Annotated in this window: 17 protein-coding genes and 1 tRNA gene; 8 read left to right on the top strand and 10 right to left on the bottom strand. The window is 41.8% G+C overall.

The window, feature by feature from the left end; genetic code table 11:
• Positions 1-3: 3 nt before the first annotated feature.
• From AB6735_RS25280 to AB6735_RS25270, 3 genes are read left to right on the top strand one after another with little or no spacing between them, the layout of a single operon-like run.
• Complete coding sequence (locus AB6735_RS25280; protein WP_370998976.1) at positions 4-549, top strand: hypothetical protein; 546 nt, start codon at positions 4-6, stop codon at positions 547-549.
• Positions 546-1,226, top strand: a complete 681-nt coding sequence (locus AB6735_RS25275) for a lycopene cyclase domain-containing protein (protein ID WP_370998975.1) — start codon at positions 546-548, stop codon at positions 1,224-1,226. Before AB6735_RS25280 ends, AB6735_RS25275 begins: the two co-directional genes overlap by 4 nt.
• On the top strand, positions 1,223-1,471 hold the full coding sequence (locus AB6735_RS25270) for a cytochrome b5 domain-containing protein (protein ID WP_370998974.1): 249 nt from the start codon (positions 1,223-1,225) through the stop codon (positions 1,469-1,471). Before AB6735_RS25275 ends, AB6735_RS25270 begins: the two co-directional genes overlap by 4 nt.
• Before the next feature lie 60 nt (positions 1,472-1,531).
• Here the strand turns inward: AB6735_RS25270 and AB6735_RS25265 are convergent, their stop codons facing one another.
• Complete coding sequence (locus AB6735_RS25265; RefSeq protein ID WP_370998973.1) at positions 1,532-2,446, bottom strand: PfkB family carbohydrate kinase; 915 nt, start codon at positions 2,444-2,446, stop codon at positions 1,532-1,534.
• An 86-nt stretch (positions 2,447-2,532) separates the two neighbouring features.
• On the opposite strand from AB6735_RS25265, the gene AB6735_RS25260 reads away from it, so the two are divergent.
• Positions 2,533-2,606, top strand: a tRNA-Asn gene (locus AB6735_RS25260).
• Positions 2,607-2,723: 117 nt separating this feature from the next.
• On the opposite strand, the gene AB6735_RS25255 is transcribed toward AB6735_RS25260, so the two are convergent.
• From AB6735_RS25255 to AB6735_RS25215, 9 genes are all read right to left on the bottom strand, one after another.
• Positions 2,724-4,193: a rubredoxin gene (locus tag AB6735_RS25255; protein ID WP_370998972.1), complete on the bottom strand. Its 1,470-nt coding sequence runs from the start codon at positions 4,191-4,193 to the stop codon at positions 2,724-2,726.
• Positions 4,194-4,267: 74 nt separating this feature from the next.
• Positions 4,268-7,804, bottom strand: a complete 3,537-nt coding sequence (locus AB6735_RS25250) for a molybdopterin-dependent oxidoreductase (protein WP_370998971.1) — start codon at positions 7,802-7,804, stop codon at positions 4,268-4,270.
• Between the two features lie 4 nt (positions 7,805-7,808).
• Positions 7,809-9,104, bottom strand: coding sequence for an MFS transporter (locus AB6735_RS25245; RefSeq protein WP_370998970.1), 1,296 nt, complete (start codon positions 9,102-9,104; stop codon positions 7,809-7,811).
• Between the two features lie 24 nt (positions 9,105-9,128).
• The gene (locus AB6735_RS25240) at positions 9,129-10,670 is read right to left on the bottom strand and encodes an alginate export family protein (RefSeq protein ID WP_370998969.1); all 1,542 of its coding nucleotides are present in this window, start codon (positions 10,668-10,670) and stop codon (positions 9,129-9,131) included.
• A gap of 585 nt (positions 10,671-11,255) precedes the next feature.
• Positions 11,256-11,606 carry a nitrite reductase small subunit NirD gene (nirD, locus tag AB6735_RS25235; RefSeq protein ID WP_370998968.1) on the bottom strand — a complete coding sequence of 117 codons (351 nt, stop codon included), beginning with the start codon at positions 11,604-11,606 and terminating at the stop codon, positions 11,256-11,258.
• Positions 11,607-11,630: 24 nt separating this feature from the next.
• On the bottom strand, positions 11,631-14,120 hold the full coding sequence (gene nirB, locus AB6735_RS25230; RefSeq protein WP_370998967.1) for a nitrite reductase large subunit NirB: 2,490 nt from the start codon (positions 14,118-14,120) through the stop codon (positions 11,631-11,633).
• 600 nt (positions 14,121-14,720) lie between these two features.
• Positions 14,721-15,146 (bottom strand): hypothetical protein, encoded by a 426-nt coding sequence (locus tag AB6735_RS25225; protein ID WP_370998966.1) that lies wholly within the window; start codon positions 15,144-15,146, stop codon positions 14,721-14,723.
• Between the two features lie 486 nt (positions 15,147-15,632).
• On the bottom strand, positions 15,633-15,848 hold the full coding sequence (locus AB6735_RS25220) for a hypothetical protein (RefSeq protein ID WP_370998965.1): 216 nt from the start codon (positions 15,846-15,848) through the stop codon (positions 15,633-15,635).
• 40 nt (positions 15,849-15,888) lie between these two features.
• Positions 15,889-16,056 (bottom strand): hypothetical protein, encoded by a 168-nt coding sequence (locus AB6735_RS25215; RefSeq protein ID WP_370998964.1) that lies wholly within the window; start codon positions 16,054-16,056, stop codon positions 15,889-15,891.
• A gap of 249 nt (positions 16,057-16,305) precedes the next feature.
• Here AB6735_RS25215 and AB6735_RS25210 point away from each other — a divergent pair, with 249 nt between their 5' ends.
• The 4 genes from AB6735_RS25210 (at position 16,306) to AB6735_RS25195 (ending at position 18,028) form a co-directional block, all read left to right on the top strand.
• Positions 16,306-16,524, top strand: coding sequence for a hypothetical protein (locus AB6735_RS25210; protein WP_370998963.1), 219 nt, complete (start codon positions 16,306-16,308; stop codon positions 16,522-16,524).
• 112 nt (positions 16,525-16,636) lie between these two features.
• Positions 16,637-17,011, top strand: coding sequence for a PleD family two-component system response regulator (locus AB6735_RS25205; RefSeq protein WP_370998962.1), 375 nt, complete (start codon positions 16,637-16,639; stop codon positions 17,009-17,011).
• Between the two features lie 100 nt (positions 17,012-17,111).
• Positions 17,112-17,777: a response regulator gene (locus tag AB6735_RS25200; protein ID WP_370998961.1), complete on the top strand. Its 666-nt coding sequence runs from the start codon at positions 17,112-17,114 to the stop codon at positions 17,775-17,777.
• A complete protein-coding gene (locus AB6735_RS25195) occupies positions 17,774-18,028 on the top strand; it encodes a hypothetical protein (protein ID WP_370998960.1) in 255 nt (84 codons plus the stop codon). The genes AB6735_RS25200 and AB6735_RS25195 overlap by 4 nt, the downstream gene beginning before the upstream one ends.
• Positions 18,029-18,031 lie beyond the last annotated feature (3 nt).

Below are 18,031 nucleotides of genomic sequence, written 5' to 3'. Positions count from 1 at the left end.
AGAATGAGGAGAAGTATTTTTTTTATAGCCGGAATGTTTTCGTTTTTGTTCATGATACAAGGGGTAAAGGCCGATGAGCCCAACCTTAAAAATATACGCAGGCAATTGAGGGAGGCCATTAATGATAGTAAAACCACTGATTCTCTTTATAAAAGTCTGAACAGTATAAAAAATCGTACAGGAATTATTGATGGCTTTATAGCTGGCGTGCAGGCACTGAAGGCCAAGCACGCCTGGAACCCATACTCCAAGATAAAGTACATCAAAAATTGCGAAAAAACATTTGAAAAAGCGATAGAGGTCGATCCGCATAATATTGAGATCAGGTTTATGCGGTTTTCTGTTGAGGATAGTGTACCCGGTTTTTTAGGCTATAATAAAAATATTGCAACCGATAGTAAAGAGATCATAACCCAGTTGAGTAAAAAAAATTATGGTACGGCCGATAAAGAACTTACCGTGGAGATCATTAAGTTTTTGGTGAATTCCCGCAGATGTACCCCAGCTCAAATTGATGAGTTAAACAAGCTCTTAGCCTCTTTAAAGTGAAATATACCTACTTATTGATCAATATATTAACCGTGTTTTTTCCGGTGGTATTATCGTTTGATAAGAGGGTACATTTTTATAAAAGCTGGAAATTCATCTGGCGGGGGATGGCCATAACCGCACTTTTCTTTTTGTTTTGGGATGTGCTTTTTACCGTAAAAGGGGTATGGTCTTTTAATCCACATTATATTATAGGGATAACGCTCTGGGGCTTACCGTTGGAGGAGGTATTGTTTTTTATAACCGTGCCATTTGCCTGTATCTTTATATATGCCTGTTTAAATTATTATGTCAAATGGCAGATGAATAACAGGCTCACACTTATGATCAATAGTTTGATCATTATATTGAGTGTATTAGGGGCCATTTTTTATCATGATCGATTGTATACTATCGTGACTTTTGGCCTGCTCTTGGTGTTGATGCCTTTGCTGCAATATGTATTTAAAGTACGATGGCTAAACCGCTTTTATTTAGCTTATCTGGTAGCGCTTATTCCTTTCTATATCGTAAATGGCATACTAACATCTATACCTGTAGTCATCTATAATAACAATGAGAATATGGGCAAACGCATAGGTACCATTCCGATAGAAGATCATTTTTACTTGATCATCCTGCTGTTGATGAACGTTGGATTTTTTGAGTACTTTAAAACTAAAAATCAATTATCTTGAGTCAGCTTCCGGAATATACCAGATCACAACTGGCCCTGCGAAACGGGCAGGACAAGCCTCAGATATGGGTAGCCTATAAAGGGGTAATCTATGATGTGAGCGAAAGCCGGCTATGGAAAAACGGCAAGCATTATGAACATTGGGCCGGACAGGATCTGACTGATGAACTACCCGATGCGCCTCATACCGAAAGCGTATTTGAAAAGTTTGAGAAAGTAGGGCGGTTGAGTCGGCCGACTATGTAGAGGAAGGATATTTTTGAAAGAAAAGCCCTCCTCTTAGAAATCAGAAGAGGGCTTTGAGACTTATATTTCAAATTTAGCTAAGCCAACAAATTCTTGTATGCGGGTAGTAATTTCTTCCTGAGATAGGTTTCGCAATCGCTCTGAGCCAAACTTTTCAACACAGAATGATGCCAGCGCCGATCCGTATATGATAGCGTTTTTCATATAATCAAAATTTACCGAACCTACTTTAGCCAGATAGCCAATAAAGCCACCTGCAAAAGTGTCGCCTGCCCCGGTAGGGTCAAATACTTCGGCCAATGGCAGAGCGGGGGCGCTAAATATTTTATCTTCATGGAAAAGCAATGCGCCATGCTCACCTTTTTTAATGATTACATATTTTGGTCCCATGGTTAATATCTTGCGTGCTGCCTTCACCAGGGAGAACTCGCCTGATAGTTGACGAGCTTCGGCATCATTAATAGTGATAACGTCTACCAGTTTAATGGTATTCAATAATTCATCAAGAGCAATGTCCATCCAAAAGTTCATGGTATCCATCACAATGAGCTTGGGGCGTTTATTTAACCGTTTAATAACCGTTTGTTGTACCTGTGGGGATAAATTACCCAGCATCAGGTATTCACAATCCTGATAGGAATCGGGAATAATAGGATCAAAAGCCTCTAAAACATTGAGCTCGGTAGCCAAAGTATCACGGCTGTTCATGTCGTTATGGTATCTTCCGCTCCAAAAAAATGATTTTTCACCTTGCTTTATCTGCAGGCCTTCGGTGTTTATATGATGTTTTTGAAGATCTTCGATCTCATTCTGTGGGAAATCGTCGCCTACAACAGCAACAATTTTTATACGGTTGTAAAAGTAAGATGCGCCTAAACTGGCAAAGGTTGCCGACCCACCGACAATTTTATCCGTCTTTCCGAAGGGGGTTTCGATAGCGTCAAATGCCACAGTACCAATAACTAACAAGCTCATGTAAAATATTTTTAAAAATTTTTTGCGCAAATATTGTGAAATTACCTCAGAAATCATACTTTTGCACCACTCCAATCGGAAAATACTCCTGAGTAGCTCAGCCGGTTAGAGCATCTGACTGTTAATCAGAGGGTCGCTGGTTCGAGCCCAGCCTCAGGAGCCTGAAAATCAATAAAAAAACCCAACTCTGGCGAGTTGGGTTTTTTTATTGCAGGAAATTTGCAGAGAAAGACACAAAATTCCATCACTTCTTTTTTAAAGGGACAAAAAGAAAACATTACAAATTTCCTCTCCATCCAATACTATCCATACTGTTTTCAATACGAATGAAACTACTCTTTGGTGAATCACAAATCGGGCAGGTATATTCATCTAATGTTTGAAAATCGATACCGGGGGTAATGTCATTAACTATATCGCCAAAAGTTTGATCATAAATGCTGAAACAGCTTTGGCATTGATAAATGTAATGCGTTTCTTTTTCATCCGTTTCATTGGGTAGTACAGATGGGGATATACTATCATCAATCAGAATGCTGTAAAAGTGATTACAAAGCTCTATCAAACACCTGGCAAGATCAACTTTTGGCACTTCTTCCCGGTAGGTTACATAATCTTTTGAGTTCGGGTTAAAATCGCTGGTATGCAAAATATTAAACACATCGGGCAATTGTTTTTTAATGATGATAGAGCCCGGCAGCCCCGTTTTGGGCTGCATTTTTATGGCGAAGCAGAGCCGGTAAGTTCGCAGGTCGTATTCCTCAAATATCCGTACCAGTTGCTGTTTTAACTCCAGACTTTCGCTGTTCAGGTTTTCCAGCTGCCAGTTCAGTTCATTGGAGGCATGTCTTACGTTGATCAGGTGCTTATTCAGGATACTGCCCCATTCTTTGCGGTCGGCTTCGCTGATGCCTTTAATAAGCAATGATTTCCAGGGGGTGGTATATAGCTGACCAATGCGATTTTTTAGGCATATGGTGCAAATGTCCTTCATAAACTCAAGTGGAAATAGTTCATTTCGCCTGTAAATGCCCAGCCAGTATTTATTATTCACATACCGGTTAATGCCTTCGTAATAGGGGAGTTGAAAATCGGGAAGTTTTAACGGTTCTGTTATGGGCTGTGTAACAAAATCATTTTGGGCCATAACCAGATCATGGAATTTTTGATGATTGATTTTTTGTCGGTCGTAAAACTGGGCTTTATGGGCCATGATCACCTTTTCGGCCGTTTGGCTTAGCAAAGGAATATCATCTGAGTAAACCATCGATGGCCAGCAATAAATATCGGTTGTTTTCGGAAAACGGACATACAGATACCAGTAATTGCTAATGTTAGAGGTAATGAAATTGAAGTTACCGCTAAAAAAAGGCACAAAGGTTTGATGCTGATCAACCAGGTTGATCTTTAACCTGGGCTTAAAATTAAACAGGTCAAATATGTCTTTATAAACACCCTCCTTTATCCAGCTTTCTGTGTTAAAAATAGCATCTGTAACATAGGAACTGATGATGTTCGGAAATTCATCCTCATTTATTTCGTAACTAACCTCAGCCCGTAACATATCCATTTCCAGATCTTCCAGTTGACTGGCATCGATACAAAAAAATAATTGCTGCCGGTTCCCGATACGAATAGCCTGCGCTCCTGCATTTTCGGCAATGAGCAATAACTCATACAGGTCACCCGCGGATATAACACCACCGGGCAGGTTTACTTTGATACAACAGGGTTCTTTTTTATCCATAGGGAATAATTATTGAATTATTGATTTACTGAATTAGTGATTCCAAAAATCCTAACTCTAACTGCTTTACTTCCTCATTTTATGACTACCTCAGCTTTAAGCATTTCTTCTAATAACCGTTTTACTTCCGGACGACATGATCCGCAACCGGTGCCCGCGCCCGTAGCGCTACACAGATCTTTCAGGTTATTGCAACCCGATGCTATTTTGTTCTGGATATTTTCGCTGCCCACATTGTTACAGCTGCATACCAGCTTGCCCAGTACCGGTTCGGTTTTATTGCCGCTACGTAAAAGCTGTATGCGTTTTTCGCTTAACTCGGTTTTATTGGCTATCAGCTCTTTAAATTCCAGGAACTCACTTTTGTCGCCAATAAGTATGGTGCCAACCAGCCGATCCTGATGAATGATGCATTTTTTATAATAGCGTTTGGCCTTGTCGATAAAAACGATCTCTTCATAATGCTGGTTATCCGGGCATTCAGACAAACCAATACTGCACAGATCGAACCCATGAATTTTAATGATATTCATGAACAGTGTGCCTTTGTAATAACTGGCAATATCTCCATTCATATATTTAGCCATCACTTCGGCTTGTTGCTCGGCGGCGGCAGTGATGCCGTACATGGTACCTTCAAACTCGGCAATTTCACCAATGGCATAAATGTCGGGGTCGCTGGTTTGCATGCGCTCGTTCACAATAACACCGCGCTTACAATCCAGTCCACAGTCTTTGGCTATTTCCAGGTTGGGCGTGGTTCCTATAGCCAGGATCATGGCATCACAGTCTATTTTGTTACCACTTTTTAAGCCCACCCCGGTTAATTTTGATCTGCCATAAAAAAGCTGCACCTCGTCGTCATAATAAATATCGCAGCCCTGGTCGGCCATTTCCTCAGCCAAAAGCTGACTGCCCAGCACATCCAGTTGCCTATTTAAAAAGCGTGAAACACGTTGTACAATGGTGATACGCATCCCAATTTCCCTTAGCGACGCAGCCATTTCGAGCCCCAGCAAACCCCCGCCTACAATAACCACATGACCACCCTGTGGCACATGTTTGATGAAACCATCGGCATCGTTACGGCTGCGCATGGTGAATATACCCGGCAACGATGGCACATTTTTAGGTACCGATGCCCTGCTACCTGTAGCCAGCAATAGTATATCATATGAGGTTTTAATACCACGCGAATCCGTAACCTGTTTGTTAGTACGGTCCACCTTTTCGATACTTACGCCCCGCAGCATTTTGATGTTGTAGGCAGGTTCTTCCGAATCCTTCATTTTTACCAGCTGCTCCCAGGATTGTTCGCCACTGATATAATCGGGCAACATAACACGGTTATAAAATGGATGGTTTTCTTTGCTGAATATGGTGATCTCATCATCAGGGTTCAATTCCCGGTACGATTTTACAAAACCATAAGCTCCCGCACCGGCACCCACCACCACAATGCGCTGAAAAGGCTTTTTATACTTTTTAAGGTTTACCGCACAAAACTTAAAATCAGGCTCTTTGGATATTGGGTCCACCCGGTCACTGGTCACATTATTGGCCCTGTTCAGATCGTTATTCAAAATTTTCCCCCAGTGCATAGGCAAAAACACCACGCCCTGTTTTATTTGAGCAGTCAGTTTAGCCTGCACACACACCTCGCCCCGGCGTGAGGTAATAACGGTAATATCACCCTCATTGAGCATTAAAGCGGCAGCATCATCTGGGTGGATCTCTAAAAAGGATTGTTTATAATGCTGATTGAGCTTATTTACCTTACCCGTTTTACTCATGGTATGCCATTGGTCGCGGATGCGGCCCGTAGTGAGGATGAATGGGTAATCATCATCCGGCGCCTCGCTGGTTAAAGTATCCGCAACCGGACTGATCACCGCTTTTGTTGATGGAGTATAAAAAATATGGTCTGTAAATAAGCGCGGTGTGCCTTTGGCCGGGCTTTTCTTTTTATAGGGCCATTGCACCGTTTTTTGCTCTTTCAAAACAGCATAATTCAGGCCGCTGATATCTATATTGGTTTTGGCGGTAAGCTTTACATGTTCGGCATAAATGTCTGCCGGGCTTTCAAAATTAAAACCTTTATAGCCCATTTTGCGGGCAAAGCGGCAAATAATCTCGGCATCGGGCAGGGCTTCGCCTGGTGGATCAAGCAGTTTGTTTAAATAACTGATGCGGCGTTCGGAGTTGGTCATAGTACCCTCCTTTTCGGCCCAGGCTGCCGCCGGAAGTATCACATCAGCATAAGCCAAAGTTTCGGGCTTGTTGCTGATCTCCTGTACTACCACAAACTTCGCTTTCTTTAAAGCTTCTTCGGCCAGGCGAACATTGGGCAGACTGGTAAGCGGATTGGTGCACATGATCCAAATGGCTTTTAAGCGGCCGTCGTTCAAAGCCTCAAACATTTCTGTTGCCGTCAATCCCGGTTTGGATTGAATGGTAGTACCACCCCAAAATTTTTGCACCTCTTCCCGGTGCAGCGGATTACCCAGGTTGCGATGGGCCGGGAGCATGTTGGACAATCCACCAACTTCCCTCCCGCCCATAGCATTGGGCTGCCCCGTTAATGATAAAGGGCCAGAGCCGGGTTTACCAATATGCCCGGTAATGAGATTTAGATTAATCAGGCTCAGATTTTTGTTTACTCCTATGGCGCTCTGGTTAAGCCCCATAGTCCACATAGTAATAAAACCTTTGGCCTCGCCAATATATTTTGCAGCCAGGCGAATGCTACTTTCACTCAGCCCGCAAATAATTGCGGCTTCGGTCAGCGACCTTTCAAAAACGATAGCGCTGTACTGCTCAAAGCCTTCGGCATGGTTATTTATAAAGTTGATATCGATATCGCCATTCTCGATCAATAGGCGACCAATAGCATGGTTCAGCGTAATATCAGTACCTGGGTTTATCTGCAAATGCAGATCGGCAATGGCACAGGTATCCGTAGCCCGCGGATCAACCACAATAATTTTTGTGTCGGGATTGGCGGCTTTGTGGGCTTCTACCCTACGCCATAAAATAGGATGGCACCAGGCCGGGTTGCCTCCCATAATGTAAAAGCAATCGGCCAGTTCAATATCATCATAACAAAGCGGCACACTATCCTCCCCTAACGCAATTTTATAGGCAGCCACTGCGCTGCTCATGCATAAACGGGAATTAGTATCCAGGTTATTACTGCCGATAAAGCCTTTCATCAGCTTGTTAACTACATAATACTCTTCGGTTAAACACTGGCCTGAAGCATAAAATGCCACAGAATCGGGGCCGTATTTTTCGATGAAAGTTTTAAAAACAGCGGCGGTACGGTCAAGTGCCTCATCCCAGCTTACCTGCTGCATGGGCATACTTTTGTTGTAACGCATTTGCGGGTAAAGCAGGCGGTCGCTTTTATCATTCACCGTATAGTGCAGGTTCATGCCTTTGCTGCACAGCATACCTTTATTTACAGGGTGATCTTTATCGCCCTGCAGTGTAACACTGCCGTTTTTTTCTTTATTCAGCACAACGCCGCAACCCACCCCGCAATAGCAGCAGGTAGAGGTTACGGCATTGGCGGTTAACCTGTTTTTTGATGATGATGCCTTTAAGCTCATGTGTTTATGCGATACTGCCCGCTATTACCGGATCAGTTTCTGTATTGGGAACTGTTTGTTTATAAAAACGGGTAATGAAAACAACTAAGGCCACAGCAATAACCGTGTAGCCGATATAGGTAAATGCCTGCACATAAGTAATGGAGTTTGATTTGAACAGGAAGCCAAAAAGCATCCCGCCGAAATTACCGCCAGCTCCCACTATGCCGCTCACTAAACCCACATTTTTAGTATTTACAAATGGCACAATACCATAAGTAGCACCATTAGCCATTTTTAGGAAAAGCGCGAATGATAACATAGAAACGATAGCCGCCAACAAGGTTCCTGATTGTGCGAATAATATCAGCCCGAGGCCCTCAAATAATAGCACACCTGCCAATAGCAAACCCTTGCCACGCATACCAAACTTGCGACCAACCCTGTCTGATACGATACCGCCCAATGCACGGGCAAACAAGTTCATAAAACCGAATATGCCCGCCCAGAAACCAGCCTGACTTTGCGACAGATGAAATGAATCGACAAAATGAAGTGAGGCCACATTATCAAAAGTGATCTCCATGCCAAAGCACATGGCATAGGCCATGGTCAGGGCCCAGATACGCCAGTCGGCTAGTACACTCCAGTCGGTTTTGGATGATTTGCCTTGTGTGTAACCAACTTCATCGTAGTTGCCGTTGGGCGTATCCTTGGTATATTTATAATATAAGTAAGCGATAATCAGCATCATTACTCCCGGCACGATCATGGCGTAACGCCAGGCCTCGGCCTTGGTATAACCAAAACCAACTATGGCCGCAAATATTAAAGGCATTACCATATTGGTTACGCCACCACCCAGGTTGCCCCAGCCGCCGGTTACCGCGTTTGCCGTTCCTTTTAACTGCGGTGCAAACATCATAGAGGTATGGAACTGTGTGATCACAAACGAAGCACCGATAATACCGATAGATAGTCTGAATAATAAAAAGGTAGTATAATCATGCGCCAGGCCCACAAAAAATACCGGGAGCGAACCCACTAACAATAACCGGATAGCGGTTTTGCGCGGTCCCCAGGTATCGCAAAGTTTACCGATAATAAGGCGTGCTATAATAGTTGCCGACACCGAAGCGATGATGATATTACCCACCTGACCCTTAGTTAAATGCAGCTCGGTACGAATGGTTGGCATTAGCGGAGCCAGGCCAAACCAGCCAAAAAAGCACACAAAAAACATCAGCCAGGTAATGTGGAATGTGCGCATTTGCACACCTTTGAGCGAGAATATATTGAGTTTAGTCAGTTGATTTTCCATAATTTTTGAATTTAATAGCAGGGTTTATTTATTTAAAAATTCGGGTTTAATGTTAATCTGCAGGTAGGCCCATACCGGCTTCAAATTGGCGGTCCCGGGCGTTATATTTTTGGCGTATTCCATACTGCGGGTAGCCGCCATGTAGGAGAGGCCCAAATCAATACCTGTAAACTTATTTAATTTATAGCCGGTGGTAAGGTCGAATTCGGTGCCGAGGTATTTACTTACCGGCTGGCCATTAACGTCTTTTTGATCTTTAGCTAACATAAAATAGTGGTTGGCCAGCTCCGTTGTAAACCTGCTGTTTGATGAGGTATACTTTATTTTTAAGTACGGGTTACTCAAGCCCCCTGTTGGCGAACCGCTTACCGCGTAAAAATAATCCATGTATCCCCAAAACTTATGTGGCGTGCCATACAATGGGTCAAAACGGTGATTGGTTTTTGAGGTAGAGAAAGCATCATTGCCCGAAAGGTAATCCCAGCCGGCAGTATAGCTTAGCTGATTTGGCTTATAGGTGATTGATGTTGTAATAGTATAGGCGCTTAATTCCAATCCATCGCGGTCATGACCACCCTGGTAGTAAAACCCGCCGGTTAATGCCAGCTGATTTTTATCGCCAAAGGCCGGGTTTATTAACAGCCCGGTGGTATAACGGGTATTTACACCTGTTTGGTTAAAACGTTTACCATACACATAACCCACATCGGTGCCCGAAGTATTTTTAACCGAATCCAGTATGTATTTACTAAACTGATCGGCCAGGAACAAGCCTGATATTTTGGTTTTACTAAACTTTTTGGCCACATACAAATACTCCAAAGCTTTGTAGTTTTGAGTGGCTGCATTACTGCCTGGAGAGTTTAAATAAGCGGGGCTGCCATTTTTAGCACTCAGTCCGGCACTGTTGACAAACGGGATCAGGTTTGCAGGGGTATTTACCAGGTTGCCTTTACTGTCTTTTACTGTAGCGGGGATATTTGCGGGAGTATAAAAGGTGCCATTATAATTAATAGCGTCGGAGTTTTGGTTAAATGCCGCGCCGAGATCAAGCTGCCAGCCATTTTGCAGTAATTTTAACACAATGGCATCGTGGCGCCGTCCCTGTTGTGTCCAATCCAGGTTACCCAGCAGGCGTTCATCGTCATAAACCAACTCCTGCCGACCGACTTTGATAGCAAAATAATCAACAGGAGAAACTTTAAAGGAAGTATCTTTTTTGTTTGATAAAATAATTTCGGCCCAGGCTTCATGCAGACTCAGTTTATTGCCGTCAGCAGCAGTTATGGTCGATGCATCCTGCCCCCATAGCCTGACATCCTGAACCGAGGTATGGAAAATAAGCTTGCTCGATTTATAATCAAGCGTTAAACGCGTTCGCTGCGAAATGAACGCTGCATCTTTGTACCCTATGGTTTGCAGGGTACCATAACCATCCCTCAATTCGCCCCTTGTTCGTAATTGTCCCGAAAAAGAGAGCTGTGCATTTGCATTTAAAGAGGATAAGCAAACAATAATAAATGCAATAGTCGGAATAGTGTATTGGTTTAATACATTTTTGTACATTTGAGATAGTTTTTTATTTGTTAAAGCAATGAAAACTGTTTAACCCTGTCTGGGAATGCGACCTCCCGGCAGGGCTTTTTTATGTTTTGTATTTAAATGTTTATATCCATAGGCATTTAAATTTTATGATTCTTTTATTTTACGTTTTTTATTGTCATAAATATATCCAAATTGATGCTATGTATCAATTTTTACAATGTTATTTTATAATTTTTATGATTTAAATCATAAAAATTCATTTTTTTATCAAATTATCAATTTATAACATCTTAAAAACAGCGTAAATAACATTTTTATAATGAAATTTTACATTTGATTTATTTAGATTACCTGTATTTTAATTTTTATTGAATTATTTATTGGTTTTTTTATTTAATTACCGATAAATTAATAGAGATATCAAAAAATTTATCACTCGTTATAATATAAATGCGAAAAATTTACGTCAATTATTAATTGATATCATTTAACTGAGTATTCGCATCGGATAAATTTGATTAAAATAAAAAATCCTCCAAATTTTTTAGCTTTTGAAGGATTTTTATTTGCAAAAATACCGAAATGCATAGTTTTTCGTAAACTCAATTAGGTAATCCCTATATAAACCTTACCATCAATAACTTTTACAGGGTAGGTTTTTATTTGATATTCTTCACCTGTAAGACATTCGCCGCTAATCAATGAAAAAGCTTTTTTATGAAAGGGGCAAGCTACTTTTGGAGTACAATCATCGCCAGTACTGCCTATCATGCCACGTGAAAGCGCCATCTGCTGTTTGTGCGGGCAAAGATTTTGTGTGGCATACCACTCACCACGGCGCGAAAAATTATACAACGCTATTTGTTCATCGCCATGTTTTACACAGGCACCTCCGTTCTCCGGAACATCATCCGTGTAACAAGCTAAAACCCATTCAATATCTACTACTGTTTCCATAGTTATGTTTTTAGTTTATGATAATTACCATTTTGCTTTTACCTGTTCGCGCATGGCTTCAAATTTCACTGAAGGATCCTTCTCCTCCGGAGCATTAATAAAATGAGCGAAACGTTTACGCAGAGCGGGATTTTCTACAACCTCTTTCCATTCGCAATGATAGGTATCCACCAGCTGCTGCATTTCCTCGTCCAGCTTTTCGGCAATACCCAGACTATCATTAATCACTACATTTTTCAAATAACTCATACCGCCATCCATTTTATTAAGCCAGGTTGCGGTGCGGGTAAGCGGGTCGGCGGTTTTAATGTAAAACATCAGGAACCTATCGATGTATTTGATGCAGGTTGCATTATCAACATCCGTAGCCAGCAATTGCGCATGTTGCGGTTTTGAGCCTCCATTGCCGCACACATACAGATTCCAGCCTTTTTCGGTGGCAATTATGCCAAAGTCTTTTGACTGAGCTTCTGCGCATTCACGGATACAGCCACTCACGCCACCTTTTATTTTGTGCGGCGCACGGATGCCTTTATATCTTTCTTCAATTTCAATAGCAAAGGATACACTATCATGCAATCCAAACCGGCACCATGTACTACCTACACAACTCTTAACCGTACGCAACGCTTTGCCATAAGCATGTCCGCTCTCAAAACCAGCATCAATTAATTCCTCCCAGATCTCTGGCAGATCATTAATATGCGCGCCAAACATATCTATGCGCTGCCCACCCGTTATTTTGGTATAAAGACCATATTTTTTAGCCACCTGTCCAATCACGATCAATTTATCAGGAGTGATCTCGCCGCCGGGAATACGTGGCACAACCGAGTAAGTACCGCCTTTTTGTATGTTAGCCAGGTAGCGGTCGTTGCTATCCTGAATAGTATCTTGTTTTACAATCACATCATTCCACAGACTCGATAGGATGCTGGCTACCACAGGTTTGCAAACCTCGCAACCATCGCCCTTGCCAAAATGATCCAATACCAGGTCGTAATTTTTAACCTGGTTTATTTTTACCAGGTCAAACAGTTCCTGGCGCGAATATTCAAAATGCTCGCATATTACATTTTTAACATATTGGCCATTGGCTTTCATGGTGCCTGTAACCAGGTCTTTTACCAATGGTACACAACCGCCACAACCAGTGCCTGCTTTGGTGCATTTTTTAATATCATCAACACTGCAGGCGCCGCTGTTTACTGCCGAGCATATAGCTGATTTACTTACCGCCTCGCATGAGCAGATTAATGCATCATCAGGCAAACTCATTACACCTGCACCTTCATTAGCTTCGCCGCTGCGTAGGCCCAGTATCAGATCCTCCGGGTTTGGCGGCAGTGCAATTTTGTTATTAACCGTTTGCAGGAGCATGCTATAGGCATCAGCATCGCCAATTAAAATGCCGCCAAGCAGGTACTTGCCATCATTACTGATGTTGATGCGCTTGTATATTCCTTTATGGGTATCCTCAAATACAATGGTGCGGCAATCTGGCTCAGTGATAAAAGCATCACCAAAGCTGGCTACATCAACACCAATCAATTTAAGCTTGGTGCTCATGTCGTAACCGTAAAACCCTTTCTCATTACCTGATAAATAGCCGGCAACAACATCAGCCATTTCATAGCCTGGAGCTACCAGACCGTATATCATGCCTTCGTAAAGTGCGCACTCACCTATGGCAAAAATGCACTCATCGCTGGTTTGCATTTTTTCGTTAACAACGATGCCGCCGCGGGTGCCTGTATGCAGTCCCGCCAGTTTTGCCAGTTCATCGCGCGGGCGGATGCCGGCAGATATTACCATCATATCGATAGGCAAACTGGTATCATCATTAAACTTTAACGCTTCAATTTTGTGATCGCCAACAAAGGCTGCAGTGTTTTTATTGAGATGAATATTTAAACCGAGGCTTTTTAATTTAGACAGCAACATACCACTGCCTGCAGAGTCTATTTGCCGCGGCATTAAGCGGGGGGCAAACTCTATAACGTGCGCTTCTTCAATACCCAGATCTATCAGTGCTTTTGCAGCCTCAAGACCTAAAAGGCCGCCACCCATTACAGCGCCAACTTTAGCATTGACAGCATAAGTTTTGATCAGTTCCAGATCATCAATGGTGCGGTAAACAAATACGCCTTCTTTTTCAACGCCCGGAATATCGGGTACAAAAGCCGATGATCCGGTGGCCAGCACCAGGTAATCATATTTAATGGTAAGCCCTTTCAGGGAATGAATAGTTTTCTCTGCCCGGTTTATCTCCTGAACAGGATCGTTAAGATATAACTTTATGCCATTATCAGCATACCATGTGTCGGTAGATAACGATAGGTCGCTTGCTGTTTTTCCGTTAAAATATTCGCTGAGGTGAACCCTGTCATAAGCAATTCGGGATTCTTCGCCAAAAACAATGATATTGAAATGTGATGACCGGGCTAATAGTTTTTCACAAAACTTATAACCCACCATTCCATTGCCAACAACTACGATGGTTGGTTGAAACATAACGATTTTTTTAAATGTTAAAGCAAAAACTGTATTTATAACGCGTTATAGTTGCGACCTTAAAGCATTATGATAACAATATTAACTAATTAATTCAATATTTCAATTTTTAAGCACTATAAAAATTGAATTTTTTATTATTTTTATGATAATCGTAATAATTTAATGGTTTATTGTTTAAAATTTTACACTTTTTTATGATAATAATCATTTTTAAGGTGATTTAAGTTCATTGTATTTGCCGTTAACCGGAGTTTAAGGTAAATTCACAAATTTAATACATGCATAACGCATGAAAATCAGAGAGTCAAAGGAAATTCAGCACGCTAAATTGCCTATGTTATTTTAAGAGTCAAATTCGATGGTAATTTTGAGACAGTAAAGAATTATTTCGTCGTTTATAGTGGCAGTATAATCGGCCCATCACTTTTAAAGTATGGATCAAGTTTGATATTTAACGATTTAACAGTATTGCTTGTAATCGGATTGATTGAATGATACAGGATAATGGGCTTGATGAACACCCAATATAGCGGCAATACACAATAATATAAGACTTCTGGATTTTTTAAAGCAGTGTGAGAACTGCCATCGCAGCGATTAATGCGAGGGGAATATCCCGATTGCGCATTTTTGTAAATTACGCAGATTTATCTTTATTCTTTTGATAGTTGCCTTGTCTTTTTGAATAGAATCAGTCATTAAATGAGCCAGTTCATGAATTATTCCCTCATCACCAACAACCTCTTCAATCGATATCGTTTTAGATTTAAGTGCAATAAAGGAAAGGTAACAAGCCAGGTGAGTTATAACAGGTAAATTCTCCAAAAAAGCTTTATCGCTTAAATTGCTATAGTCTTCAATTGTATTTATGTGTTGCAATTTAGTTTCAATTTTTTCGCCTATGTTTCTTAAGTTGGAAATATATTTTATTTGCTTAATACTGTTACCCAATATGTATGAGGAATATTTGTTCCCGTTTAAGATATATGATGTGTAAACTCCGCGTGCCCTATCAATTTCCATTTTTTTCAGTTTAATAAATTATTGCTTAATCCTGCAAAATTAAAATGCCTTTTTGTCACCTTCCCATATTGAGCGGCGGGTAGAATCATGGATGTATAACGCCATAAATTCAATCCCGTTCAGTTTGCAGAACTATTCAATCAATTAACAAAGAAGACCTTTCAAGGTTGTGATTAATTAAAAATATTTCTTATTAATTAATTATTTGAGATTCTTTTATCTTGAAAGCAGTATATTACATTCTGTGACCGCCGGTAGCTCCGCTGCATTTATTCTCGCATCTTCAACAGCCCTCATTTGGCTGGTGCCCGGACCGATATTACATTAGCTGAATGAGCTGCCGGCCTCACATGAAAGCACCAGTAACCGTATGGTTAATATATAGGATTTGACTAAAGCGGGGTTTGATTACTTCTATAAATTTTTATATCTGCTTATCTAACCCAACAGAAAAGAAAAATGATCTGTCAGCCATGGCCTATTAGTTCAAGTGTGCGCTTTACGCTGATTTTTGAAAATAGCTGGTTCGGCGCCATTGTTCTTCCCTTCGGGAGTTTCGAGCGCGGCATGCGGCTTGTCGGTTGAATTTATAGTATTGATTCCTTTATTTACGTCCGACTGGCTTAGTATGTCTTTTGGGTTGGGCAGGTCAAAGCTACCTACCGGATGAAGCGAGTCATCAGTTAACTTTTTTTTCTTCATGGTATTTATGGTTTAGCCTAAAGCTTCCATAGGCGCTTTATTACTTATTCAGTTTCTTCTCTACTACGCTTCGCTGGTTAGAGCTTGTTGCTTTCTTGGCTGCTGCTACATTCTTTGTCGTTGTTCCTTTTTTGCGTGCTTCATATTTCAATTCATGTGGCTGCTCCGATACAGAGTTTCTTTCCACTTTTGCTCCTCTGGTGCTCATAGATTTATTTTGAGATGTATCTGATAAACAAGTAATAATATGGATGGTTTTAATTTAAAAGTAAATAATTATCCTTATTGGAATTATTAAGTGAGGGTTTTGAGAAAATGAATAATAATTGTGGCGGTAAATATATTTGGGCAAACTGCCGAAACGGGTAGTTCACCCGCTATGAATGCGTAGTTAAACACCAAACCGCCCAGGTAAACAGTATGTTATTCTACCATCAGTTTACTTAAAAATAATAATATGAAAAACTTCACACGCATTTTAGTTTTGGTGGCATTGTTGAGTGTCGGTATGACAGCTTGTCAAAGTAAAACGAATAATAACAGCAGTACCGATAGTACTTCGTCTATGAGCAGCGGAAATGCCGACAGCGCCAATGGCGGTACGGGTTCAGGAATGGCTGCCGACACTGCCCACCAAAGCGACAGTACCAGGATGAAAGACAGTACTAAACGCTAATGGTATGAAAACGCTATTTATCCTGCTGGAAATGGCCGGCTGTCTACAGTTAACATCGATACTGGCGCAAAAGACGCTGTGACCGGTAATTTTGTCCAGAAATTAACTACTGATGAATATGCGTTTACTGCTGATCGATGATGACGCGGCGTTGTTAGATCTGCTGACCGAGGTTTTCGAAACAGAAGGTTATCATGTAACTGCTGTGGCAGAAGTAAAAGATCTGGCCGGGCTGCTGGAAAGCAGCCGGCCAGATCTGATCATTACGGATTATTATTTGAAAAACGATTGTAACGGTCGCGATTTGTGCTGTCAGATCAGGAGACTCGCGCTTTTTGCAGAGCTGCCGATTATAATGTTATCTGCCTGGCCTAAAGCCAAATCGGCTTGGGAAAGTAAGTTGTGTCAAGTCCTGGTCAGCAAACCTTTCGATGTATGGGAACTATTGGCTTGCACTGGCGAATTGATTCGTTTACGGCAGACGTAGTTATTTCGGCTTTATACGTATTTTACGCATTCATATTGCGTAGTTATCTCACAAACTTGCCCCCACGTTATTTTGTTAAAACTCAAAGAAGTAACGGATTATGGAGGAAATTCTGATAATCGAAGATCATGGCGTGGTCCGCGCCGGCATAAGTCATATCCTGGAACAAGAAGCGGGACTGGTAATTACCGGGTTGGCGAAGAACGGAAAAGAGGCGCTGGAATTGGTCAGGAAGGGCCTGAAACCTGATGTTGTGCTGTGCGATCTGCACTTGGGGGATATGTGCGGTATTGATGTTGTGCGCGAATTTCAGCAACTGGTGCCGGAAGCCGGTGTAATCATGCTGACCGTAGAAGCCAGCGAATACTATATTTCAGAAGCATTCCAGGCTGGTGTTAAGGGTTATCTTTTAAAGGAAGCAGATAGCGATGAACTTGTCCATGCGGTCAGAAAGGTACTGCAAGGAAAATATTTCATTTGCACCGGATTGGCAAGACAATTGCAGACACGGCTGATCCGGCAAAATGATGAAAGTGCTAAGCAGCCGTCAGTGGAACTTTCCGAACGGGAGTCGGAGGTTCTGCGCCTTTTGGCCGATGGAATGACCAATGTCGAGGTCGCCAATCGCCTGTTTACCAGTAAGCGGACGGTGGAAGGGCACCGGCTGTCCCTGCTGCAAAAGACCGGTACCCGGAACGGGTTAGAATTGATTAAAGTGGCTATGCTGCAGGGTCTTTTAAAAATCCCCAGAGAAACCTCAATATGACTGGAGAAAATTCATTGGCAGAAAAAGTAGCAGCTGTGCTGAGTGTTAGTCTTAATGGAAGGGCCAGCGTGACCGGCGGTGACGGCCATGTGTTGATCGCACTTCATGATGATGATTTTAAAAAACACTTCACTCAAATTCGCCAACAGGTTTCGCTTATTGTTGACGAAGCCTTTCCTAACCGACCTGAAGATATTTCACTGTTATTTCAGAATGAAGGCGGTGATCATCAGTGGCAATTCGATTTATAACAT

Origin of the sequence: Mucilaginibacter sp. RCC_168, from assembly GCF_041355315.1 — a bacterium.
Lineage (GTDB): Bacteria > Bacteroidota > Bacteroidia > Sphingobacteriales > Sphingobacteriaceae > Mucilaginibacter.
Note: the sequence above shows the minus strand (reverse complement) of the source record. Positions and strands in the feature narration are given on the sequence as shown.

What these genes read in the sequence shown, in the direction of transcription:
- AB6735_RS25195 (WP_370998960.1), top strand. Translation starts at nt 17,774, where the DNA reads ATGACTGGAGAAAATTCATTGGCAGAAAAAGTAGCAGCTGTGCTGAGT.
- AB6735_RS25225 (WP_370998966.1), bottom strand. Translation starts at nt 15,146, where the DNA reads ATGGAAATTGATAGGGCACGCGGAGTTTACACATCATATATCTTAAAC.
- AB6735_RS25245 (WP_370998970.1), bottom strand. Translation starts at nt 9,104, where the DNA reads ATGGAAAATCAACTGACTAAACTCAATATATTCTCGCTCAAAGGTGTG.
- AB6735_RS25205 (WP_370998962.1), top strand. Translation starts at nt 16,637, where the DNA reads ATGAATATGCGTTTACTGCTGATCGATGATGACGCGGCGTTGTTAGAT.
- AB6735_RS25200 (WP_370998961.1), top strand. Translation starts at nt 17,112, where the DNA reads ATGGAGGAAATTCTGATAATCGAAGATCATGGCGTGGTCCGCGCCGGC.
- AB6735_RS25280 (WP_370998976.1), top strand. Translation starts at nt 4, where the DNA reads ATGAGGAGAAGTATTTTTTTTATAGCCGGAATGTTTTCGTTTTTGTTC.
- AB6735_RS25265 (WP_370998973.1), bottom strand. Translation starts at nt 2,446, where the DNA reads ATGAGCTTGTTAGTTATTGGTACTGTGGCATTTGACGCTATCGAAACC.
- AB6735_RS25255 (WP_370998972.1), bottom strand. Translation starts at nt 4,193, where the DNA reads ATGGATAAAAAAGAACCCTGTTGTATCAAAGTAAACCTGCCCGGTGGT.
- AB6735_RS25240 (WP_370998969.1), bottom strand. Translation starts at nt 10,670, where the DNA reads ATGTACAAAAATGTATTAAACCAATACACTATTCCGACTATTGCATTT.
- AB6735_RS25215 (WP_370998964.1), bottom strand. Translation starts at nt 16,056, where the DNA reads ATGAGCACCAGAGGAGCAAAAGTGGAAAGAAACTCTGTATCGGAGCAG.
- nirD (WP_370998968.1), bottom strand. Translation starts at nt 11,606, where the DNA reads ATGGAAACAGTAGTAGATATTGAATGGGTTTTAGCTTGTTACACGGAT.
- AB6735_RS25210 (WP_370998963.1), top strand. Translation starts at nt 16,306, where the DNA reads ATGAAAAACTTCACACGCATTTTAGTTTTGGTGGCATTGTTGAGTGTC.
- nirB (WP_370998967.1), bottom strand. Translation starts at nt 14,120, where the DNA reads ATGTTTCAACCAACCATCGTAGTTGTTGGCAATGGAATGGTGGGTTAT.
- AB6735_RS25250 (WP_370998971.1), bottom strand. Translation starts at nt 7,804, where the DNA reads ATGAGCTTAAAGGCATCATCATCAAAAAACAGGTTAACCGCCAATGCC.
- AB6735_RS25220 (WP_370998965.1), bottom strand. Translation starts at nt 15,848, where the DNA reads ATGAAGAAAAAAAAGTTAACTGATGACTCGCTTCATCCGGTAGGTAGC.